Annotated in this window: 24 protein-coding genes; 6 read left to right on the top strand and 18 right to left on the bottom strand. The window is 66.4% G+C overall.

Going from position 1 to position 21,714, the window contains the following annotated elements:
- Window positions 1-12: 12 nt before the first annotated feature.
- The 13 genes from BLQ28_RS04770 to BLQ28_RS04710 all read right to left on the bottom strand — a co-directional run bounded on the left by BLQ28_RS04770 (window position 13) and on the right by BLQ28_RS04710 (window position 11,633).
- Window positions 13-261 (bottom strand): hypothetical protein, encoded by a 249-nt coding sequence (locus BLQ28_RS04770; RefSeq protein ID WP_143012415.1) that lies wholly within the window; start codon window positions 259-261, stop codon window positions 13-15.
- Window positions 262-437: 176 nt separating this feature from the next.
- A complete protein-coding gene (gene arr / locus BLQ28_RS04765) occupies window positions 438-833 on the bottom strand; it encodes an NAD(+)--rifampin ADP-ribosyltransferase (RefSeq protein WP_093237377.1) in 396 nt (131 codons plus the stop codon).
- Window positions 834-994: 161 nt separating this feature from the next.
- Entirely contained in the window at window positions 995-1,813 is an 819-nt protein-coding gene (locus BLQ28_RS04760) for a hypothetical protein (protein ID WP_093237376.1), read from the bottom strand.
- Between the two features lie 15 nt (window positions 1,814-1,828).
- Window positions 1,829-2,353, bottom strand: coding sequence for an HD domain-containing protein (locus BLQ28_RS04755; protein ID WP_093237375.1), 525 nt, complete (start codon window positions 2,351-2,353; stop codon window positions 1,829-1,831).
- A 6-nt stretch (window positions 2,354-2,359) separates the two neighbouring features.
- Window positions 2,360-2,707: a hypothetical protein gene (locus BLQ28_RS04750; RefSeq protein ID WP_093237374.1), complete on the bottom strand. Its 348-nt coding sequence runs from the start codon at window positions 2,705-2,707 to the stop codon at window positions 2,360-2,362.
- Window positions 2,708-2,745: 38 nt separating this feature from the next.
- On the bottom strand, window positions 2,746-3,282 hold the full coding sequence (locus BLQ28_RS04745) for a YbjN domain-containing protein (protein WP_093237373.1): 537 nt from the start codon (window positions 3,280-3,282) through the stop codon (window positions 2,746-2,748).
- A 39-nt stretch (window positions 3,283-3,321) separates the two neighbouring features.
- Entirely contained in the window at window positions 3,322-4,266 is a 945-nt protein-coding gene (locus tag BLQ28_RS04740) for a peptidylprolyl isomerase (protein ID WP_093237372.1), read from the bottom strand.
- Window positions 4,263-5,027: a hypothetical protein gene (locus BLQ28_RS04735; RefSeq protein WP_176801009.1), complete on the bottom strand. Its 765-nt coding sequence runs from the start codon at window positions 5,025-5,027 to the stop codon at window positions 4,263-4,265. Before BLQ28_RS04735 ends, BLQ28_RS04740 begins: the two co-directional genes overlap by 4 nt.
- A gap of 10 nt (window positions 5,028-5,037) precedes the next feature.
- A complete protein-coding gene (locus tag BLQ28_RS04730; protein WP_093237371.1) occupies window positions 5,038-6,825 on the bottom strand; it encodes a putative porin in 1,788 nt (595 codons plus the stop codon).
- 79 nt (window positions 6,826-6,904) lie between these two features.
- On the bottom strand, window positions 6,905-7,648 hold the full coding sequence (locus tag BLQ28_RS04725; RefSeq protein ID WP_256327166.1) for an energy transducer TonB: 744 nt from the start codon (window positions 7,646-7,648) through the stop codon (window positions 6,905-6,907).
- A gap of 10 nt (window positions 7,649-7,658) precedes the next feature.
- Window positions 7,659-8,069, bottom strand: a complete 411-nt coding sequence (locus BLQ28_RS04720; RefSeq protein ID WP_093237370.1) for an ExbD/TolR family protein — start codon at window positions 8,067-8,069, stop codon at window positions 7,659-7,661.
- A gap of 13 nt (window positions 8,070-8,082) precedes the next feature.
- Complete coding sequence (locus BLQ28_RS04715) at window positions 8,083-9,891, bottom strand: DUF2341 domain-containing protein (protein ID WP_093237369.1); 1,809 nt, start codon at window positions 9,889-9,891, stop codon at window positions 8,083-8,085.
- Window positions 9,892-9,965: 74 nt separating this feature from the next.
- Complete coding sequence (locus BLQ28_RS04710) at window positions 9,966-11,633, bottom strand: ShlB/FhaC/HecB family hemolysin secretion/activation protein (protein WP_256327165.1); 1,668 nt, start codon at window positions 11,631-11,633, stop codon at window positions 9,966-9,968.
- A 460-nt stretch (window positions 11,634-12,093) separates the two neighbouring features.
- Between BLQ28_RS04710 and BLQ28_RS04705 the strand changes: the two genes are divergently transcribed.
- Together BLQ28_RS04705 and BLQ28_RS33200 are read left to right on the top strand one after the other, a co-directional pair.
- A complete protein-coding gene (locus BLQ28_RS04705; RefSeq protein ID WP_093237367.1) occupies window positions 12,094-12,660 on the top strand; it encodes a thioredoxin family protein in 567 nt (188 codons plus the stop codon).
- Between the two features lie 315 nt (window positions 12,661-12,975).
- Window positions 12,976-13,110 (top strand): hypothetical protein, encoded by a 135-nt coding sequence (locus BLQ28_RS33200; RefSeq protein WP_256327164.1) that lies wholly within the window; start codon window positions 12,976-12,978, stop codon window positions 13,108-13,110.
- Window positions 13,111-13,121: 11 nt separating this feature from the next.
- Here the strand turns inward: BLQ28_RS33200 and BLQ28_RS04700 are convergent, their stop codons facing one another.
- From BLQ28_RS04700 to BLQ28_RS04685, 4 genes are all read right to left on the bottom strand, one after another.
- Window positions 13,122-13,355 carry a putative hemolysin gene (locus tag BLQ28_RS04700; protein WP_093237719.1) on the bottom strand — a complete coding sequence of 78 codons (234 nt, stop codon included), beginning with the start codon at window positions 13,353-13,355 and terminating at the stop codon, window positions 13,122-13,124.
- A 50-nt stretch (window positions 13,356-13,405) separates the two neighbouring features.
- A complete protein-coding gene (locus tag BLQ28_RS04695) occupies window positions 13,406-14,146 on the bottom strand; it encodes a response regulator (RefSeq protein ID WP_093237366.1) in 741 nt (246 codons plus the stop codon).
- 172 nt (window positions 14,147-14,318) lie between these two features.
- The gene (locus BLQ28_RS04690; RefSeq protein WP_093237365.1) at window positions 14,319-14,729 is read right to left on the bottom strand and encodes an OsmC family protein; all 411 of its coding nucleotides are present in this window, start codon (window positions 14,727-14,729) and stop codon (window positions 14,319-14,321) included.
- 50 nt (window positions 14,730-14,779) lie between these two features.
- Window positions 14,780-15,688, bottom strand: coding sequence for a LysR family transcriptional regulator (locus BLQ28_RS04685; protein ID WP_093237364.1), 909 nt, complete (start codon window positions 15,686-15,688; stop codon window positions 14,780-14,782).
- Between the two features lie 91 nt (window positions 15,689-15,779).
- On the opposite strand from BLQ28_RS04685, the gene tam reads away from it, so the two are divergent.
- Window positions 15,780-16,571, top strand: coding sequence for a trans-aconitate 2-methyltransferase (gene tam / locus BLQ28_RS04680; protein WP_093237363.1), 792 nt, complete (start codon window positions 15,780-15,782; stop codon window positions 16,569-16,571).
- A gap of 2 nt (window positions 16,572-16,573) precedes the next feature.
- On the opposite strand, the gene BLQ28_RS04675 is transcribed toward tam, so the two are convergent.
- Entirely contained in the window at window positions 16,574-17,611 is a 1,038-nt protein-coding gene (locus tag BLQ28_RS04675; protein WP_093237362.1) for an alpha/beta fold hydrolase, read from the bottom strand.
- Between the two features lie 292 nt (window positions 17,612-17,903).
- Between BLQ28_RS04675 and BLQ28_RS04670 the strand changes: the two genes are divergently transcribed.
- From BLQ28_RS04670 to BLQ28_RS04660, 3 genes are all read left to right on the top strand, one after another.
- Complete coding sequence (locus BLQ28_RS04670; protein WP_093237361.1) at window positions 17,904-19,295, top strand: ATP-binding protein; 1,392 nt, start codon at window positions 17,904-17,906, stop codon at window positions 19,293-19,295.
- A 111-nt stretch (window positions 19,296-19,406) separates the two neighbouring features.
- Entirely contained in the window at window positions 19,407-21,209 is a 1,803-nt protein-coding gene (locus BLQ28_RS04665) for a cytochrome c biogenesis protein DipZ (protein WP_093237360.1), read from the top strand.
- A gap of 99 nt (window positions 21,210-21,308) precedes the next feature.
- Window positions 21,309-21,713 carry a hypothetical protein gene (locus BLQ28_RS04660; protein WP_093237359.1) on the top strand — a complete coding sequence of 135 codons (405 nt, stop codon included), beginning with the start codon at window positions 21,309-21,311 and terminating at the stop codon, window positions 21,711-21,713.
- Window position 21,714 lies beyond the last annotated feature (1 nt).

Here is a 21,714-nt window from a genome sequence, read left to right as displayed (position 1 = left end):
TCGGCCGGCGGCCTAGCCGCGATTGTTTCCAGCCTTGTACGCTGCCTGCTCTGCTTTGTGCTTCTTGTGCATCTCTCGAAAGCCACTGAACTTGATAAAAATCGGCGTGCAAAGCACCATCGCGGCACCAACTATTTCGTTGTAAGAGAAAGCGCACGCAACCCCGCCTATGAACAGCGCATAGGCCACAGCAAGACGGAGCCAATAGCCCATTGGCAGCGGCTTCAATTGTTCAACGTCTTCGGGAAATTTATTCTTCATACGGGACTCCCAGTTTTATTGCTTGACAGCGGTCGATCTCGATACCGGACGAGCGCGAAGCGTGCCAGAAACGGGGAGATCTTGATCTACTTTTCGTTGTACCAGCGGATGTGCGCATCGCTCAATGTCTGGTGTTCGTCGGTTACGGCTCCACCCTTTTGTCCGCTCCGAAATCTTCAATTGATGATCTCGCCCGTGCCAACGCGTACGCGCTCCCTGAGCTGCCGGATGTACTCCGGATCGAAGGGTTCCCAGGTCTCCAACTCGCCAACGATTCGCAGCGGCTGCCGGCTTCGGTACGAGCGCGTGGGGTTGCCCGGGAACTTCTTGTCGGTCACGTTGGGATCGTCCTCGTAGTCGCCCGTCGGTTCGACGATGTAGACGCGGCCACGGCCATCGCCCTTCGCCATTTCGGCAGCCAGCCCGGCGCCCTTGGGCCAGGCGGTGAAGTAGATGTGGTTCATGACGACGCGGTCGTCGTAGTTCGACCGAAAGCCGGCCGTGAGCAGATCGCCCACCTGAAGGTCCGCCCGCGTACCGTGGAAGTAAGGGCCGGTGTCCAAGACAGTCATCGCGGGTCGCTCCTCTGCGGAAAGGAAAGGCCGCGGAGTCTACTCGTGTCGATCCTCACGAAAGCCATCTCGCGTGAGGTCCGATCCTGGCCGAGGTCTGCCGCACCGGCAGGAGACCATTCTTGGCTGAACTCCTTAGCAGCCACCTATGAGCATGCAGATTAATTCTTTCGAGGACTGTACTGGGCACAACGCGCGCCTCCGGAAGAAAGCAAACACTGCATCCTTTCATCCTCGACACCGACCACATCCCCAGATGAACTTGTACCTGTCGCGCCATCGGGGTAGGTCACCAGATAGCGATGGCTGTCCTGGGGAGCTGCGCGAACAGTCATGGCCATATCGTCGAACACCTTCAGCTCAAGGGTCATCGTCCCGGACGCCGAGGGATCAAAACTCGGCGGATAAAACAACGACTTCGCCCGCAGTCGAACTTCATTCTTCGACGGATCTTCCTTTATAGAGATCACAGGGAAATACGCATACATCATCCTCACGTTCGGAGTACGAATGGAGTTTTTCTCGCTCCTGAACTCGAATTTATTTCTATTCGAGATCACTTCCTTGCCCTTGACCAGGGGGTTGCGGCTCTTGTACTTGAACGACGTCTCCAGGGACACCAGCTTCCACTGGCAACTTCCTCCGGCATCGATGGCAAAGCGCGCGGTGTAGGCATCGCCCGCAGGCTCTCTCACAAGATTGACTTTCTCAAAGTTCAAGGCTCGCATCAAGGCAGTGCCGCTCTGCGACTGCCCGCCCACGCCATAGCTTCTTGCCTCTTGGCATTTCTCCGACTCGTACGCCAGCGTGACAGGCAGGGGCTCGACACCAGCTTCTGCATTCACGATCAGCGTCAACCATCTGGCATTCGCAGAAGGGCTCTGCGTGCGATCGGCCTTCTGATCCAGATCCAATGCCGAGGTGCAACTCGCCATTGAAAAGCAAAGCACCAGCAGAGGAATGCTCAATTTCTTCTTCATGTGCAACGGCCGCTTTCAGGCAAGCTTGCTTCGACCCAACCGGTCTGAACCACCGGCTGCGATCTCTTCAAACACGGAATCGAGCGCTTCGAATACGCCCCAGCGATCAATGCCCAGGCGCAGGGCGGCCTGATCGATCACCAGGAGTTCGAGGTCTTCCTCTCGCTTTCCCTTCCAGAGCTTGTCCGCAAGCGCGACGGAGAGTTCTTCGAGAGAAAGGCCCTTCGTTCTCCACGCGGCGTGGGAAACGCAGCACTCCGCAATTTTTTGCTGGACATCGTTCTGCAGCAACAGGGCCTTGCCCGCAGGCTCATGAAGAGATCCTGGCCCCGTGAGCTCCTCGGGGTGCGCGATCTTTCCGGCGTCGTGCACCGCCACGCCCAACTCGATCCATTGCGCGTCGAAATCGAGGCCAAGGTCTGCATAGCCTCGCATCAACAGATCGGCTGCCTCACCAACCAGTTGGACATGAAGCAACAGGCGAGCAGATCCACCGAGCCTTCTCAGCAACTGATAGGCATCTGCGCGGTTATCCAGCATTGAAGATCAAGTGGTTTCAGGAGTGCTTCTGACGATGTCTCGACAAGGCACGCGGACCTGCGCCGCAGCGGCCAATACCGAGATGGAACAGAAGGATTCTGCCTGCTGACCACCAGCCCCCAACCGCTTATCCCCCCCCCCCTCCTCCGGATGCCTCCAAGCAGGCGCATGCGCCCGCCGCGCCGCATTGAGTTCAGCCATCGAGATGTGCAGCTCCGCCATGGTCTGCACCAGCAGTTCGAGCAGTGCGGCGCGTTGCCGCAGCCGCACGGTCTCGGCGCGGCGCGCGCGCTGGGCCTGGCGCGCGACGGCCTGGATAGCCCGGCCGGTCGGCGAATCGTGATGGAGGTCCACCGATGGACTGGATGCGGCGCTGGCTGGCATCGACCGGGTCACGCAGCGGCGGACACACCGGCAACGTTGCCGGCCTCTGCGTTGGCGGCGTCGCCACGGGTCTCCGACGCGGGGCCGTAGTTGCGCAGGTGCAGGAAGAACTCGCCCATCATCTGCATCCACAGGCGCACGGCGAATGCCAGGTAGGCGTGGCTCACGCCGCCGGCGACCACCACGTCCATCTCGAGCACGACGAAGTCACCATGCTGGGCCACGCGCGCAAAGCGCTTGGTTCGGTGCCACGAGGCGAGCACGGCCTCGGGCAGCGTGCCGCCCTGCACGTGCAGCGGGCAGCTCAGGGTGAAGTCGGTGTACTGGGTGGTGGTGACGGGGTTGCCCCACAGCACCTGGAAGCCGATGCCGTGGCTCGCGCTGTGCAGGCGCACCACGCCGTCCTGCTCGATGGTGGTAACGGCGGCGCCGGCGGCCTTGATGGCGTCCGACACCTGCTCGGGCGTGACAGCGTCCAGCAGGTCGAGGGAAGGAGCCGCCGCGATGTCGGTGGCTTCGGTGGTGTTCGTCGTCGTGTTGTTCATGTGTTGTGACCCTGTTGGATGAATCGGCTGATTGGTTGGTTAGTTGGTTTTCTTGATGGCGGCGTCGAGCGCGGCAGCATCGATGCTCAGGTTGGTCGCCGGTGCAACCTGCGCGAGGTAGGCCTGCACGAGCTGTTGCTGGCGCTGCTGGCGCAAGGCGGCCTGCAGTTGCGGCTTCACCTCGTCGAGCGTGGCGGTGCGCGCGGGCTGAACGTCGAGCAGCTTCACGACGTGAAAACCCGCCTCGGCTTGCACCGGCTCGCTGACCTGACCGGGCTTGAGCTTGGCAACGGTGTCGCGCAGTTCGGGCAGCACGCGCGCCAACGGCAGCGTGTCGACCTCGCCGCCGCGCTCGGCGCTGCGCCTGTCTTGCGAACTGGCGCGCGCCACGGCCGCGAAGTCGCCGGCACGGGCCTGGCGTGCGAGCTTGCCTGCCTCTTCGCGCACCTTGGCAACGGCGGCCGCATCGCGGTCGGGCGTGGCCAGGAAGATCTGCGCCACACGGTAGGCGGCCGGGAGGTTGAAGCCGGTCTTGCCCTGCTCGTAGGCGGTCTTGATTTCCGCGTCCGACGGAAAGCCCGCCGGCACCTGGCTCACCGATTCGAGATAGCTCGTGCTCACGATGCGCGCGCTGATCTCGCGCGTGGCGGCGTCGATCTTCGCTTTGACATCGGGTCGATCGGCCCAGCCCTTGGCGCGCGCATCGCGCAGCACGGCTTCGCTCAAGAGGCGCTGGCGCAGCCAGCCGTCGAGCGTGGCGCGGTCGGCCTTGACGGCGGCGCGCTCGGCTTCGGGCAAGGCCTGCAGCAGCTTCTCGACTTCGTCCTGCCCCACGGTGACTTCGCCCAGGCGGGCCACCACGGTGTTGCCGGGCGCGGGTGCCTGCGCGCTGGCCATGCCGACCGACGACACCAGCAGCACGCCGGCGGCAGCGCGCAGCCGTTGTGCCAGCGCGCCAGAAGAAGACCTGATTCTTCGCGTCATTGCTTTTCTCCCGAAGCGGGCGTGGGTGCGGCCGCGGGCGCTGCGGCTGGTGTCGCAGCAGCAGGTGCAGCGGGCGCAGGCGCATTCACCGCACGCACATCGAACTTGCCTTCGTACAGCTTGTCGCCGTACTGCTGCGCGATCTGCTCGAACTTGACGCGGCTCTGCGCGGCGAAGGGCTGGCGCGATGCCAGCACGCTGCCCAGGTCCACTGTCTCGTAAGCGCGCAGGATCTCCTGCCCCACGGCATAGAGCTGCGCGTTCTTGGCTTCGCACTGCGTGATGGCGGTGCGATGCGTCGCGGCCTCGGCGGCCAGCCGCTGCCGCTCGGACTCGGAGGCCCGCGCCATCTTCAGAAGGTCGTCGTACGCGCCGCGGTATTGCGCGATCTGCGCGGTGGCCTTTTCGCTCGTGGCCTGCGCCTGCTGGCGCAGTTGCTGGCTGCCCGCGCTGGCCTGCGAGCGCGCCTGGCGTTCGGCCGCCAGTTGCGCCTGGCTTTGCGCAAGCTCCTTCTTCAGCGCCTCGACATCGGACTTGGCAGGCGCCGCACCCGCAGCACCGGCCGGCGCGCCCGCAGGCTGCCCGGCCTTGAGCGCGGCCAGCTCGTTCTGCACCTGCTGGAGCTGCGTGGTCGTCACGCGCAGTTGCGCGCGAAGCCGCTCCTCCATGCTCTGGCCCTGCGGCTGTTGTTGTGCATGGGTCACGCCGGCCGTGGCGGCAAGCGTTGCCAGCACCAGCGCCGGGAAGATTTTTCTGGACACGGCAAGCTCCTTAGAAACGCGCATTGAATTCGAGCTGCAGGGTGTCGATCGACAGCGGCGCGCCGTAGACGGCCTTGGTCGAGATCCAGCGGCCGGTGAACCACATGTTCTTGTCGATCGCGTACGAGCCGCCCAGGAAGTAGCCGCGCGCATTGGTGCCGCCGCCGTGGAAGGTCGGGTCGTTGTAGCCGTCGGGCATCGCGTCGGGTTCGATGCGCTTGTAGCCCGCGAGCACGTTCCAGTCGCCGCGCGCCGCCGGTGCCGGCTTGCCATAGGTGGCCTGCAGCATGTAGGCGTTGCCGCCGCTCTTGAAGTCGGCCCGCGAGGTGCCGCCGGTCGCGCCGAAGTTGTTGACGATGGCGCCGCGAATGCCCGCGCGGTTCCAGATGTCGTTGGCGTTGTACGCGGTGTTGCGCACGAAGTTGGCGTCCAGGCGCAGGTTGTTGCCGGCAACGGCCGTGTCCCAGCGCAGGTTCAGGTCGATCAGACGGAACTTCGAGGCCAGGCCCACGTATTGCGGCTGCGGCGTGCCGGCCGGGTTGAGCGGGTCGAGCGAGATGTCGCGCAGCAGCATGAGCGTGTTGCCCTTCTGCATGAAGGCCGGGCGCGACCAGTCGGTGCTGCAGCCGTCGGCGCCGGCATACAGCGCGCAGGGCTGCGAGACCTTGCCGCTGATGTTGTTGAAGTTGTAGTACGCGAGCGCGCCGCGCAGGCGGTTGTCCGCGTCGATCTTCCACTCGGCGCCGGCCTGCGCACCGAAGAGCCACTTGTTCTCGCTCTTCATCTTGGTCTGGCTGCGGCTGGGCGAATTGTCCGACGAGTATTCGAGCGGGATCAGGCCGAGCGTGCCGAACAGGGTGAGGTCCTTGTTCGACGCGAGCTTCTTCTCGAACTGCGCGGCAATGCCGTCGAAGTTCAGGTCGTTGGAGTACAGCAGGTCGGTCGACATGAAGGGGTTGCCGAAGCGGCCCGCCGTCACGGTGAGCCAGTCGACCGGCTTGTGCGAGATCCACATCTGGTCGAGCCACACGCTCTTCTTGCTCAGGCCGCCGCCCAGCGTCTGCGTGGTCGAGACGGGGCTTTCGTCGCTGCCCGAGGCCACGCGGATGCCGGCCTTGGTGTTCTCGGTGAGGTCGGCGTACACGCCCAGCCGCGCGCGGGCACGGAACAGGTTCTTGCGGTCTTGCCGCGTGTTGAGGATGGACGGCAGCGCCAGGTTGGTGTTCGGGTTGACGTCGTAGCCGGTGCCCTTGTTCAGCTCCGCCCAGTTGATCTCGATGTTGCTGTTGTTGCCGGCGTAGTTGCGCGACTCGTTGCGCACGCGCACGTCGCCTTCGATGCGGATGCGCTTGCTCCACTCGGGCGTTTCGTTCGGTGCGGCCCAGCCTTCGTCCTTGGCCTGCGCCATGACCTGCGCCTTGACCTCGTCGCGGATCTGGTCGCGCACGGTCTGCGAGATGTAGGGCACGCGCACGTCGCCGGCTTCGAGGCGCACGCCGCCGGCCACGCTGGCCGATGCGGCGGTGGTGGCGGCCGACATGCGTTGCGCCTGCTGCGCGGCCAGAGCTTCGGTCTGGGCCTGGGCCAGCAGGGCTTCGCCCACGTCCTTGGCGAGCGTGCCGCTCTGGATCAGGCCGCGAATCAGCTTGACCATGGTGGATTCGGCGGGTGCCGCAGCGGTCTGCGCGGTAGCGCCGGTGGCCGCGAAGACGAACACGGAGGCCACGGCCGCCGCGAGCGCGCATTTGCGCAGGGTCGGCATGGCGCCCCGGCTCTGGATGTTTTTGAGATGGTTCATCGCTTCGTTCACAGGATTGAATGGGACAGGCGGGGCGCGGCGCACGCCGCGCGGGTGGTGGTTGCCGGAGTCGCTCGAATCACGGCCGGCGCCCCTTCATGGACACGCGCATCGGAAAGCGCAGCGAGGCCGGCGGCTTCTCGTCGATGCGGTCGAGGGCGCGCACCATGGCGAGCACCGCTTCGTCGGATTCCGGCGTGCCGGTGCTGCGCACCAGCTGCGCCCGCGCGGTCTTGCCGTCGGCGCCGAGCCACAGGTCGATCTGGATGTCGTCGAACACCAGCTGGCGGGTGCGCGGATCGCGCGCCAGCGCCTGCTGCAGCATGCTCGACACATAGCGCGCATACGAGCCGCTGCCCAGGCCGCCGCCGGCACCGGTGCCGCTCATGCCGCCGCCGCTGCCGGCCTGGATGCCGAAGGCGTCGTTGCCAGCCTGGCCGGCGCTGTCCATGGTCACGGGGTCGCCCAGGTCCTTCGAGGGGCTGGGCGGTGCGTCGTCCTTGGGCGGCTCCAGCGGCTCGACCGGCTTGGGCTCCTTCTCGACCACTTCGGGCTTGACCTTTTCAGGCTCGGGCTCGGGCAGCTTCTCGGGCTCGGGCGGTGGTGGCGGCGGAGGCGGCAGCATCAGCATCGGCGCGTCGGCCACCACGCGCTTCGTGCTCGCGGTGTCCGACAGCAGATGCCACACCAGGGCCACCAGCGCGGCGACGATCGCCAGGCCGATGACCGCCCCGCCCCATCGGCGCCACAGTCCGTTCGTCCCGCCCTTCCCGTCCGCGCGTCGCGCGGCAGGAAGCGGAGAAATCGGATCGCGAGGTTTCACTCTGCGTTCCTCACTTCTGCTTGCCGGTCACGAGGCCGATCTGGTTCAGCTCGATGCGGCGCAGCAGGTCGAGCACGTCGACCACCTTCGCGTACTGCACGCTGGCATCGCCGCGCACGATCACGGGGAAGTCGGGCGACAGCGCCTTCTCGGTGCGCAGGCGCTCTTCCAGCTCCGGCAGGGTCACCGGGTAGGCGTCGAGGAACACGTTGCCCGCGTTGTCGATCGTGATGGCCTTGGTCTTGGGCTTCTCCAGCGCCACCGAGGCGCTGGCCTTCGGCAGGTCGACCTTGATGCCCGGAATGCTGGCATTGCTGGTCAGGATGAAGATCACCAGCACCACCAGCAGCACGTCCACGAAGGGCGTGATGTTGATGCCGCCCGTTCGCCTGCGGGGCGAAAACTTGGCTGGGGTTGCCATGCTCGTGCGCCCCTCAGGCCCGCGCCCGGGCCTGCGCCAGCGGAACCGCGCGGCCTTCGCCCTGCTCTTCGGCCAGGCGCGTGACGAACTCGTCGACGAACACGGCCATGTCGGCGGTGATGGCGTCCGAGCGCGAGGCGAGCCAGTTGTAGCCGAACAGCGCGGGAATCGCGACGCCAAGGCCAGCGGCGGTACACAGCAGCGCGGCCGCCATGCCCGGTGCCACCGAGTTGATGTCCACCGCGCCGGCCATGGCCGCCACGACGAACACCAGCATGATGCCGATCACGGTACCGAACAGGCCCACGTAGGGCGCGCCTTCGATGGTGGTCGAGAGCCAGTTCATGCGCTTGGACATGCGCTCGATCTCGCGCACCATCACGCCGTCCATCGCGGCGCGGATGGCACCGATGGTGGAGCTGGAGACGGCGCTCAGGTCGTAGCCGCGGTCATGGCGGCGGCGCATCTCGTCGATGGCCACTTCGTACAGGCGCCAGAGCGACGAATCGGCGCGCACGTCCTGCGGCACGGTGTTGTTCACGGCCAGGCGGTCGAGCGGCGCGCCGGCGGCTTCGCGGAAGTGCTCGATGAAGGTGGTGTTGGCGCGCGAGGTGGCGCCATAGTGGCGGCCCTTGGCGATCATGATCGCCCACGAGATCGCCATCATCAGGCCCAGCACGCCGACCACGATCCACGCGTCCAGCGGCATTGCGGCCAGGATGAAGCCGAAGTGGCTCTTGCCGGCCTGCTGCTCGTCGGCACCAAAGGCCGTCAGGCGCGACTCGGCACCTTGCGACACGGCATCGGCCAGCAGCAGCGCATCGGCGCGTGCCACCTTCGACAGGCGCACTTCGTCGATGGCACCGGTGAACGGTGCGAAGGCGGCGGCAGCCTGTGCGCCCTGCGCGGCAGGCAGGCCGCCCGGTGCATCGGCACCGATGGCGGCAGCGGTGTTCAGCGCGGGCAGCTTGGCCGCCAGCGACACGGTGGGACGGCCGGCCACATACAGCGCCACGTTGTCGCCTTCGGCCTTCACGGCGAGGTGCGACCACTGGCCGGCCTGGATCGGCTGGCCGGGCGTGCTGCGCTGGCCGTTGACCTGCACAAAGGGCACGCCCTGGTCGATGCCGATCACGAGTTCGCCGGCGCCGTCGCGGCGGGCATAGATCGCCTGGCGGGCACCGAGCTGGTCGGGCTTGACCCATGCGGAGAACGTCAGCGCGCCGCCGGCCTGCACGGCGAGCGATGGCGTGGCGGGCAGCATCAGTGCACCGGTGCCGAGCTGCGCGCCCTTGCCGATGACGGTGCCTTCGACCGGCACGACCGCGGTCTGGCCGTTGTTGCCGTAGGCCGTGGTGTCGCGCGGCGGCACGGCGCCTTCGGAGAAGTGGTAGACGAGCGTGTAGTCGGGGTCGAAGCTGCGCTGGCCGTTGCCCGAGGCCGGGGCCTTCGGGTTGCCGTAGTACATCCACAGCTTCTGCGGCGTGCCGGCCGAAACGTTGGGCACGTCGACCCAGATCAGCGCAATGCCCAGCAGCGGATCGAACTGTTCGATCTGGTGGTTCAGCACGGTCTTGTCATCGGCCGCGATGAAGCGCAGGTCGGCGCCGGTCTCGCTCACGCCTTCGAACTTGAAGTTGCCCGTGTGCAGGCGCACCAGCACTGGCACGCGGCCGGCATCGCTGCCGATGGCACCCGCCTGCGGGCCGCCGTCGATGGTGATGGGCTTGCGGTAAGACCACTCGGCTTGCCACCAGGCGTGGGCCAGGCCCGGCAAGAGCGTGCTCATCAGCGTGAGCACGATAAAAAGAATTCGTCGCATGACAGGGTTCTCCGGAAAGCTCGTAGAGACAGAAAAAAGATGAAAGAAAAAAGGTGGCGTCCGCGTCGCGTCGGTCAGTAGTTCGCGGTGAAGCTGAAATTCACGCGCGGGTCGTGCTTCTTGGTGCGCGGACCGTCCGTGAGCGGGTAGCCGACATCGACACGGCCCGAGAAGTACTGGCCGATCTTGAAAGTGGTGCCCAGGCCGACCGAGTACAGCGAGAAGCGGTCGGCCTGCTCGGGCAGCGGGCTCTTCAGGCGCAGCCGCGCCGCATCTGCAAAGGCATACACGCGCCAGTTCTCGACCAGCGGGCCGAGCAAGGTCAGCGGCTGGCTGCGCACTTCGAGCGAGCCGACCACGCCGTAGTCGCCGGTGGCTTCGGCCGAGAGATAGCCGCGCACCGAGTTCATGCCGCCGCCGGCGATCTGCTCGCTGGACACCAGCGGCGAGTCGGTCAGCTGGCCGTTGAAGCGGAAGGCCAGCTGCTGCCCGCCGTCGAAGGTGTGCGTGCCGTTCAGGTCGGTCTTCAGCACCATGAAGCTGGGCGAAGACTTGTAGCGCTTGTAGTCGAAGGCAGCCCAGTCGCTGCTGTAGCCGAAGGAGCTGCTGGTGCCCACCACCAGCGAGACACCCACGCCGTACTGGCTCTTGTCGGTCTGGCGGAAGCCCGAGTACGACAGCGTGATCGGCGCGTACTTGAGCGGCACCGTGTCGCCGGTGCCCTTCAGGCGCAGCGCTTCCTGGTTGTTCTTCAGGTCGACGCCCGCGCTGAACGCGTGCCACCAGTTGCCGGTGTTCGGCACGGTGTAGGTGGCCTTCAGGCCGATGGAGTGGCCCTTGCCGAGCACGCTGGTGCCGCCCACGGTGGCCACGTTGCTGTCGGACTTGTACGCATTGGCTTCCAGGCTCCAGTTGGTGCCCGGCAGCGGTGCCGTATAGGAAGCCGAGAACACCTTGGTCTGGCTCAGGTCCTGCGGCGCGCCGAAGAAGCTGATGGAGGCGCTGTGGCCCATCTGCCAGAGGTTGTCGTGGCCGATCGATGCGGTGGCGCGCAGCTTGCGCGTGTCGGCGCTGTAGTCGTTGTTCAGGCCGGCGCTGGCGCGCCACGGGCTGCTGTCGTCGACCTTCAGGTCCACGTCCATCGTGCCGGGCATCGCGCCCTGGCGCACCAGCGGCATCACCTGGCGCTTGGGGCTGCGGTTGAGCGCCGTCAGCTCGGCCTGTGCCTTGTTGAAGTCGGGCACGCTGCCCTCCTTCAGCGCGGGCACCTGGTCGCGCACGTCGACCGGCGAGTTGTACTCGGCGCCCACCACGCGCACGCGGCCCACGCGCGTCTCGTTGACCTGCAGGAACACGACGCCCTGCGTGACCTGCTGCTCGGGCAGGTCGACATACACCGACTGGTAGCCCGCTGCCTGGTAGGCCGCGAGCAACGCATCGCGCGCACCCTCCACATCCTTCAGCGTGCGCTCGGGTCCGAGGAAGGGCGTGACGGCTTTCTCGATGGTGCGCGCATCGAGCACGGTGTTGCCGCGCACGATGTACTCAGCGATGTCGACCTTGCGGGTCGACTCGGGCGTGGCGGCCGGTGCAGCGGCCGGTGGGGTGGCCGTTGCGGCGGCCGGAGTTGCGGGCGGGTTGGTGGGTGCGGACGCCTGGGCGAAGGCTGCCCCCTGGGCACCCATCGCCATCACTGCCAGCCACACCGCTCTCCAGCAATTCGGTGGGGCGTTCTTCTTCATGTCATGCATTTACAGCTCGTTCTCAAAGATGAAGCTCGCTTGGCAACGACTCATGTTGGAGAGCCTTCATGTCGCTGCCGCGTACCGTTATCTAGACGCGCGGCGTGCGCGGCGACTGTCGTTTGTCACGAAAACTTCATCAAGAAATTGGCACTCGGTCTGGCGCGACGGTTTTTTCTGCGCGTAAGAAGAAGGGCCTCGACGTAGGAGGCCCGTCTTTGTGACACCACGATGAATTCGGCAGCTCATTGCGATCGATGTGAACGCATCGCGCGCGCCGCTTTGCGCACGCCGTTTGCCCGGCGTCAGTGGCTGCAACCGTGGGTGTCGTGAAACGCTGCGTGTCGATGCCCCATGGCAGATACAGAGGCATACGCCTTTCGAGGCGACAGGGGCGCAGGCGTCGAAGAATCGGTTCCGTTCACCGGCTCGCCGGTCACTCTTTCACGAAGGAACCCGCATGCGTTTTCACTCGCCCGTCATCTTCATCGCCGTGGCCGTTGCAGCTTCGGCGGCGGCTCTGACCCTCACCTTCGCTGCGCCACCCTTGGGTGGCGACGTTCCCACCGCGCAGGCGCAGCCTGCACCCGAGTTCCGGAACATCGACACATGGCTCAACTCGCAGCCGCTGAAGCTGGCCGATCTGCGCGGCAAGGTGGTGCTGGTCGATTTCTGGACCTACACCTGCATCAACTGCCTGAACCACCTGCCCTACGTGAAGGACTGGAACGACAAATACAAAGACAAGGGCCTCGTCGTCGTGGGCGTGCACACGCCGGAATTCGCGTTCGAGAAATCGACGAAGAACGTGCAAGACGCGATCCAGCGGCTGCAGATCAAGCACGCCGTGGCGCAGGACAACAGCTACGGCACATGGAAGGCGTTCAAGAACCAGTATTGGCCTGCCGTGTACCTGATCGACAAGCAGGGAAAGATCGTCTACTCGCACTTCGGTGAAGGGAGCTATGGAGCGACCGAAAAGAAGATCCAGGCGCTGCTGGCGGAGCCTTCGGCTGCGGGGTCTTGAGCGTGTGTTGTTGTTCGGGGCGCGATCACGCCAAAGGGGTACCTTGCTCCGCGAATGTCCCCCGGGGCTACGCCCCTCCTCCTTTATTTCGCTGCGCAAGGCACCCCATCGACGTGATCGACCAGCGCAGCAGTGAATCGGTCGGCACAACGGCAGCGCCCACTGTGCACAGGGCGTCGGGTGCTCCCCGCAGCGAAATAAAGGAGGAGGCCGCAGGCCGGGGGACATTCGCGGAGGGGAGTACCCGGCGTCCTGAGCACGCGCCCTGAACGGCCCCCCTCAAAGAAACACCAACACCACAAAGAAAGCGCAGAAATGAAAAAACTCTGGCTAGCCCTGCTCTTCCTGTCCGGCGGCATCGCCCACGAAATTCGCAACCCCGTCAGCTGCCAATGCATCTCGACACGGCAAGCCGACACCCTGCGCGGACGCACGCGCAAGCCGTCGTAGCGCAGTCGCGCCTACTTCACCGGATGATCGCGACGAAAGAGTTCCCACTCGTCGATCTGCGTGCCATCCGGAAGATGGCAAATACCGAACTGCCCCCTGTCGTCCGACTTCAGAACGATCTTGCCCCCGAGGCTCTGGCAATAGACCGAGGCCGGGTTCGCCATGCCGACAGCCCGTGGCGGCTCGGGCTGGGTGCAGGCCGTGACGAGGAGAACACCCAATGGGAGCAAGAGAGCTTTGATCATTTCGCGAGTGTAGGTCTGCGACCGCATCGCACCAAGGTCCGATGCGAACCTCAGTCCAGCGCCTCGACCGACGACGCCAGCACATACCCCTCGCTGCGCACCGTCTTGATGTAGCGCGGCTCCCGCGCATCGTCGCGCAGGCGCTGGCGCAGCCGGCTCACCAGCAGGTCGATGGAACGCTCGAACAGCTCGGCCTCGCGGCCCTGCGTGAGGCTCAGCAACTGGTCGCGGCTCAGCACCTTCTGCGGATGGTCGAGAAACACGCGCAGCAGCCGGTACTCGGCGCCGCTCAGCGCCACCATCACGCCGCTGTCGTCGAGCAGATGCCGCGCGGTGGTGTCCACCTGCCACTCGCCGAACGCCAGCTTCGAGGCGGCCTCGGTCGAACGCATGTTCGGCGGCAGCATGCGCGTGCGGCGCAGCACCGCGCGCATGCGTGCCAGCAGTTCACGCGCCGAGAACGGCTTGGCCAGGTAATCGTCGGCGCCCATCTCCAGCCCGAGGATGCGGTCGGCCTCCTCGCTTCGGGCCGTGAGCATCAGGATCGGCGTGGCCTTGAACTTGCCGGTGCGCAGGTCGCGGCACAGCGTGAGCCCGTCTTCGCCCGGCAGCATCAGGTCAAGGATGATCAGGTCGAACGGGCCCGAGGTTTCCAGCGCCGCGCGCATGTGCCGGCCCGTGGGCACCGCCACCACGCGCAGGCCGTTCTTGACCAGGTAGGTGGTGAGCAGCTCGCGGATTTCCCGGTCGTCGTCGACGATGAGGATGTTGTCGGAAGTCTTGGGCGTCATGGCGTTGCAAGGGGGCGCCGGGTGGCGCGGTAGCCGCAATGTATGCCGATTGGCACGCGGGGCCGGCGGGTTTGTATGCCTGTGTATCTGGCGGGCTGGACAGCCACATTACGTTGCGCGGAACCGCCGCACGTTGTGACGGCGGACACCAGACGCAATCGACCGGCCCTTATCAACCCGCGGCGCTTCCCCGCTCGCTGGTGATCTCCGCGCCTTCGCGCATCGTCTTCGTCACCGGCGTATTGGCCACCACCTCGAGCAGGCGCTCCCATTGCGCATCGCTCAACGGCGCATCGGAGTGCAGCACCCGGCGGATGTGCGCCTTGCCTTCCGCGTCTTTCGTGAGCGTCAGCTCCGCACGGAACTCGCCCAGCTCCCAGCCCTTGCGCTTCGCATACATGCGCAGCGTGATCGCGGTGCAGGCCGACAGCGCCGCCAGGTAGTAGTCGTAAGGTGCGGGGCCGGCCCCCTGGCCGCCCAGGGACGCCGGCTCGTCCGCGACGAGTTCGAATTTGCCCACCGCGATGCGGTGGCTGTAGTCGGTTCCGGTGGAAACGATGGTGGCTGTGGTGCCGTGGCTCATGTGTTGACTCCTGAAATGGCTGGGGGTTATTCGGCCGCCTGGATCATCGATCAGGCGGGCCCGTTGTGCTGTCGCGATGCCTGCGCCTTGATCATGTCGTAGAGCGCCTGCGCCGCCGGCGAAAGGTGCGCGGTCTTGCGCGCCATCAGCACCAGCGTGCGCGAGACCACTGGCTCGACCAGTTCCACGATGCGGATGTCGGGATAGGCGCCCGCCTGTACCGCCAACCGGGGCACCACCGCGGCCGCCACCTGCTGCGCGACCAGCCCGACCGCCGTCGAACTGCGCTGGACTTCGTAGAAGGTCCGCAGGCCGAGCGCGCTCTTGTCGAGGGCCACGTCCAGCAGGTCTCGGTTGCCGTTGACCTGGCCCGCGAAGATGAGCGGAAAGTCCTTCAGCTGCCGCCACGCGATCTTGCGGCGCTTCGCCAGCGGATGGCCCTGGTGGCAGATCAGCACGTACTTGTCTTCGAGCAGGGGCACGCTCGACAGCTCCGGTGGATGCGAGCCGGCCATGCCGATGCCGAACTCCACCTCGCGATGCAGCACCGCGTGCGTCACGGCCGACGTCGAGTGATCGAGGATCTTGATGCGGTTCTGCGGATAGCGCGCCGAATATGCCTGCATGATCTTCGGCAGAAACTGCACGCCCACCGTCGGCACGCAGGCAATCGACACGTCGCCGCGCTCGGCCTTGCCGGTTTCGCGGATCTCCAGCAAGGCGTCGGTCAGCTCGATCAACTGGCGGCGCGCCTGCGGCAGGAAGTTCTGGCCGATGGTCGACAGGCCGACGGAACGCGTGGTGCGCTCGACCAGCGCCACGCCCAGGAATTCTTCAAGCTTGCGCAGGCGCTGGGTGATCGCGGTCTGCGTCACGCTGAGGTGATCGGCCGCCGCCTGGAAGCTGCCCTGCTCCGCAATCGCAACGAAGGCCTGAATGCCCAGGATGTCGATTTTCATCAGAGGATTGAATGAATGGCCGAAATAAATTCATTTTACGTAGCGAGCCGCGCTGCGCAAACTCCCAGCATCACTTCAAGAAAAGCCCCCGATGACTGCCTCTCCCCCCGACGCCACCAGCGGCGACTGGTCCGCCAAGCAATACACCGCCTTCGAGAATGAGCGCACCCGGCCGGTCCGCGATCTCGTGGCGGCCATTCCCTCCAAAAATGTCCGGCGGGCCGTCGACCTGGGCTGCGGGCCGGGCAATTCCACCGACGTGCTCGCGCAGCGCTTTCCCGATGCGGCAGTCACCGGCATGGACAGTTCCGAAGACATGGTGATGGCCGCACGAAAGCGCCTGCCCCGCATCGGCTTCGAGGTGTCGGACATCGAAAGCTGGAATCCGCCGCAGACTTTCGACGTGATCCTGGCCAACGCCTCGCTGCAATGGCTGCCGGACCATGCCTCGCTGTACCCGCGCCTGGCGAGCAAGCTCACGGCGGGCGGCAGTCTGGCGATCCAGACGCCCGACAACCTGGAAGAACCCGCGCACAAGTTGGCCCGCGAAGTCGCGGCATCGAGCCGCTGGGCCGCGAAGATCGGCGACGTGAAGCACCCCGCGCGGCACAGCGCGGCGTACTACTACGCGCTGCTGCGGCCGCATGTCGCCCAGGTGGACGTGTGGCGCACCACCTACTTCCACCCGCTCGCCGGTGCGGCGGCGGTGGTGGAGTGGTTCAAGGGCTCGGCGTTGCTGCCCTACCTGGCGCGATTGGATGCGAATGACAAGGCCGCGTTCATCGAGCAATACAAGGGCGAGATCGCCAAGGCCTATCCCGCGCTCGACGACGGCACCGTGCTGCTGCCCTTCCCAAGGCTGTTCATCGTCGCCGTTCGCTGAGGTCAGCCGCGCGCGGCGGCCAGCTTCCAGACCGCATCGGCAAACACCTGCGGCGCTTCCTGCGGCACGTTGTGGCCCGCGTTCACGACCACGTGCGTGCGCGGCCCGGTGAACTTTGCGGCGTAGGCCTTGCCGTCGGTGGCGGGCACCACGCCATCGGAATCGCCGTCCATGGTGAGGGTGGGCACGGCAATCGACGGGAAGGTGGCGAGGCGCTTCTCCAGGCCTTCGTACTGCGGAAAGCCATCCGCAAGCCCCAGGCGCCAGCGGTAGTTGTGGATCACGATGTTCACGTAGTCGGGGTTGTCGAAAGACGCGGCACTGCGCTCGAAGACGGCGTCGCTGTAGTTCCACTTCGGCGAGTTGGTGCTCCACAGGATGCGCGCGATATCGCGCCGGTTCGCCTCCAGCCCCAGCCGGCCGCGCTCGGTCGCAAAGTAGTACTGGTACCACCAGCCCAGCTCGACCTTGGCCGGCAGCGGCAGCTTGTTGCCGGGGCGGTTGGTCATGATGTAGCCGTTGACCGACAGCAACCCGAGGCAGCGTTCCGGCCAGAGCGCCGCAATGATGCAGGCGGTGCGCGCACCCCAGTCGTAGCCGACCATCACCGCGCGGTCGATGCCGAGCGCGTCGAGCAGCGCGATCTGATCCAGCGCCACGGCCGCCTGCTGCGCCGAACGCGGGTTGGCGCTGTCGAGAAAGCGGGTGCTGCCATGGCCGCGCAGGTGCGGCACGATGACGCGGCAACCCCTTGCCGCCAGCAGCGGCGCAACCTCGGCGTAGCTGTGGATGTCGTAGGGATAGCCATGCATCAGCAGCACGGGAATGCCATCGACGGGGCCGGCCTCGTAGTAGCCGACGTCGAGTTCGCCCGCCTTGATCTGGCGGATCGGTTCGAGCTTCGGCGGCACGCCCGATGAGCTGGCGGGCCGGGTTTCCGCAGCCTGGGCTGCGCCCATGAATGCCAGCTCGACGGCCGCAAGGCTCGCGGCGGCGCCTCCCAGCAAGAAGCGGCGTTGGCGGTTGATGGGTTCGGACATGCGCGTTCCTTCTTTCATATGCGTTGAGTGATTCCGTCGCCAACGCACCGCTTGGGGTGCGGCTGGCGATGGCTTCATTGGATTCGCGGCATGTATTCGCGATGTGTCCTGGAAGGGGCCTTCTTGTATGGCCGTGTATGCCCGCGCCGCGAGATACACGGGCATACAACAAGGAGTCGGCAGGGGGACGCAAGGGGCATACGGGTAATGTTCTATGTCGGTATCCGGGGTTCAACACACTGCAATACAAACAAGCGGCGCCGATGGCGGGAGCGGGTCTATAAACCAGCCCATGCCCTTGTCCACCCACACCGCTGCCCTCCCCGCCCGCACAGGTCCGCAGGCGCCCGAGCACAAGAGCTGGCGCCGGCTGGTGCCGCGCTCGCTCTTTGCCCGCGTGACGCTGATCATCGTGATCGGCCTGGCGATCGCGCAGCTCCTGACCTTCGCGGCCATCCGCTACGAGCGCGACATGGCGCTGCGCGAACTGATGATGATCGGCATCGAGCGCGACATCGCCAGCTCGGTCGCCATCCTCGACCGCCTGCCCGCTGCCGAGCGCCCGAGCTGGCTCGACCGGCTGGAGCGGCGCAACTACCGCTTCGTGCTGGGCGGCAGCGCCGAGGGCACGGCGCCGCAATCGCCGCTGCTGCAGCAGTTCGCCACGGCCATCGCCGACGCGATGCGCCCCTTCGAGATCGTGAAGATCGCCCAGGTGGCACAGCCGCCCGAAGGCCTGCAGATTCAGGTGCGGCTCGGCGACGGTTCCTCGGTGGTGGTGCACGCGAAGCGGGTGGGCATGCCGGTGTCGCGCTGGGTGATGTGGGTGCTGGCGATCCAGCTGGTGGTGCTGGCCCTGTGTGCCTGGTTCGCCGTGCGGCTGGTCACGCGGCCTTTGGCCGACCTTGCCGCGGCCGCCGACGAACTGGGCCCCGACCTGCAGGCGCAGAAACTGCAGGAAGACGGCCCGACCGAAGTGGCGCATGCGGCCCGCGCCTTCAACGCGATGCAGCGGCGCATTTCAGGCTACATGGCCGAGCGCGTGGAAATTCTTGCGGCCATCTCGCACGACCTGCAGACGCCGATCACCCGCATGCGCCTGCGCACCGAGCTGATGGACAGCGACCACGACCGCCACAAGTTCCGGCAGGACCTCGACGCGATGCACACGCTGGTTCGCGAAGGCGTGACCTACGCGCGCACGCTCCACGGCGCCACCGAGCCGGCCTGCCGCATCGATGCCGACGCGCTCGTCGAGAGCATGGTGGCCGACTACGAAGACTCGGGGCAGGCGGTGCGGCTCGAAGGCCGCGCCGGCGAGCCCATCGTGACGCGGCCGAACGCGCTGCGCAGGATCCTGTCGAACCTGATCGACAACGCACTGAAGTTCGGCAGCGACGTGCAGCTGCAGGTGCAGCAACAGGCCGACGCCGACCGATTGGTTCTTTCGGTGGTCGACAACGGCCCAGGCATCCCGCCGGACGAACTGGAGAACGTGCTCAAGCCCTTCTATCGCGTGGAAGGCTCGCGCAACCGCGGCACCGGCGGCACGGGCCTGGGCCTGGCCATCGCGCACCAGCTTGCGATGGCGATGGGCGCGGAGCTGAGCTTGCGCAACCGCAGCGAGGGCGGGCTGGAAGCCCGGCTGACCTTGATAAACGCCCGCGCCGCGCCGCCGGGCTGAGTCGCTCCGCACTCACGTCTTTCCTTTCAATGCAAAGCGGCTCGTCCTTCGAGGCCGTGAAGACCTCGCTCGCCCTGCTCTTTTGAACGCCCCACTGCCGAGAACCACACCATGCTGATCCTCATCGTTGCCTACCTGGGTGGCGTACTCACCATCCTGAGCCCGTGCATCCTGCCTGTTCTTCCTTTCGTGTTCGCCCGCGCGGACCGTCCGTTCCGCTCGCACGGCCTGCCCTTGCTGCTGGGCATGGCACTGGCCTTTGCCGCCGTCGCGACGCTGGCGGCCGTGGGTGGTGCCTGGGTGGTGGCGCTGAACCAGTACGGGCGCCATGCGGCCATCGCGCTGCTGGCGGTGTTCGGCGTCACGCTGCTGTTTCCTTCGGTGGCCGAACGGCTGAGCCGGCCGCTGGTCGCGCTGGGCAACCGGTTGTCGCAGCAGCAGCAGGCGGACGGCGCCGTGGCAAGGCCATCCGCCTTCGCGCCGCTGATGCTCGGCGTCGGCACCGGCCTGCTGTGGGCGCCCTGTGCGGGGCCGATCCTCGGGCTGATCCTGACCGGTGCGGCGCTGAATGGCGCGAGCGTCGGCACCTCGTTGTTGCTGCTGGCTTATGCGGCCGGTGCGTGCACGTCGCTGGCAGCCGCATTGCTCGTCGGCGGGCGCGTGTTCTCGATGATGAAGGGCTCGCTGCGCATGGGAGAGTGGGTGCGGCGCGCGGCGGGCGTGGCGGTGCTGGCCGGTGTCGGCGCCATCGCGCTGGGGCTGGACACGGGGCTGCTCAGCCAGCTCTCGGCGGGCACGACGTCTGCACTGGAACAGGCGCTGGTCGAGAAGATCGATGCACCAAAGCGGCCGCTGCCACCGCCTGTCTCTTCAGCGCCGAGCGCTCTGGCTCCCGGCTTGATGCTGGCCTCGGCACAACTGCCACCAAAGGCGCCCGCGCTGTCGCTCGGCGTGGAAGGCTCGTTCCCGTCGCTTGCCGGCGCCACCGAGTGGATCAACTCGGCGCCGCTCACGCCCGAAAGCCTGCGCGGCAAGGTCGTGCTCGTCGATTTCTGGACCTATTCGTGCATCAACTGCCTGCGCACCCTGCCCTACGTTCGCGCGTGGGCCGAGAAGTACAAGGACGCGGGCCTGGTCGTCATCGGCGTGCACACGCCGGAGTTCGCGTTCGAGAAGCTGCCGGCCAACGTGCGCAGGGCCACGAAGGACCTGGGTGTGGGCTTCCCGGTAGCGGTCGACAGCAACTACGCGATCTGGCGCGCGTTCGGCAACCAGTCATGGCCGGCCTTCTATTTCATCGATGCGCAGGGACGCATTCGCCACCAGCAGGTCGGAGAAAACCAGTACGCGAAGTCGGAGCAGGTCATCCAGCAACTGCTGGCCGAGGCGGGGCGAACAGATGTGCCGGCCCGGCTGGTCTCGCCGCAGGGCCAGGGCACGCAGGCCGCAACCGACGCATCGCCTGCGTTCTCCGATGAGACCTACATCGGCTACGAGCGCGCGCACAACTTCGCGTCGCCCGGCGGCATCGCGAGCGACCGCACCCATGTCTATCAAGGCCCGACTTCGCTGCGCACGAACCAGTGGGCGCTTGCCGGCGAGTGGACGGTGGGGAGCGAGCGCGCCGTGCTGGCCCGTGCCGGAGGCCGCATCGCCTATCGCTTTCATGCGCGCGACCTGCATCTGGTGCTGGGTCCGTCGGCCGACGGGAAGCCGGTTCGCTTCAGGGTGTCGGTGGACGGCAAGCCGCCGCTGGCGGACCGCGGGGCCGACACCGACGCGCAGGGCAACGGCGTCATCGATGCGCAGCGGCTCTACCAGCTCGTTCGCCAGACGACGAACGACAAGGACCGGTTGTTCGAGATCGAGTTTCTCGATGCCGGCGCGCAAGCCTATGTGTTTACCTTCGGCTGAGTCCTTTGTCGCCGACCGTCTTGTGGCTGACTTGCGCGCTGCCTAGACTGACGGGTTCGCCGCCATTCCGGCCGGCCAACTGAACGATGGAGTGCGAGGATGCGCGCAGGTTTGTTGCATGGCACCGTGGTGCTGCTGGCCTTCGGCCTTTGCGGTGCGGCGATGGCGCAGGAAGCACAGGCGGTGCCGGCAGCGCCGGCCGCCAAGGTGGAAGACGCCAACGCGAATGCCGACAGCTGCGTGGAAGTGGTGGTCAATGGCGAGCGCACGCCCTCCTACGCCTGCCTCACGCAGAAGCTGCGACCCACCGCACCGCCGCGCACGGCCGACGGGGCACCGCCCGGCCTGGCGTCGGAAGCGATCACCCAGCGGCCGTCCAATCAGCTCGGCCTGTTCAACCGGGCCGCGACCGAACATCGCATGGGCAACACCTTCGGCACCTCGGTGTACCCGCAACGGCCGCCGCCGGTGGCGCCGGCATCGCCGCTCATCCCGCGCCCCTGAA

Source organism: Variovorax sp. EL159, from assembly GCF_900100965.1.
In the GTDB taxonomy this organism is placed as follows: domain Bacteria; phylum Pseudomonadota; class Gammaproteobacteria; order Burkholderiales; family Burkholderiaceae_C; genus Variovorax.
The sequence above is the reverse complement of the archived record's forward strand: the minus strand, read 5'-3'. Positions and strand labels throughout refer to the sequence as shown.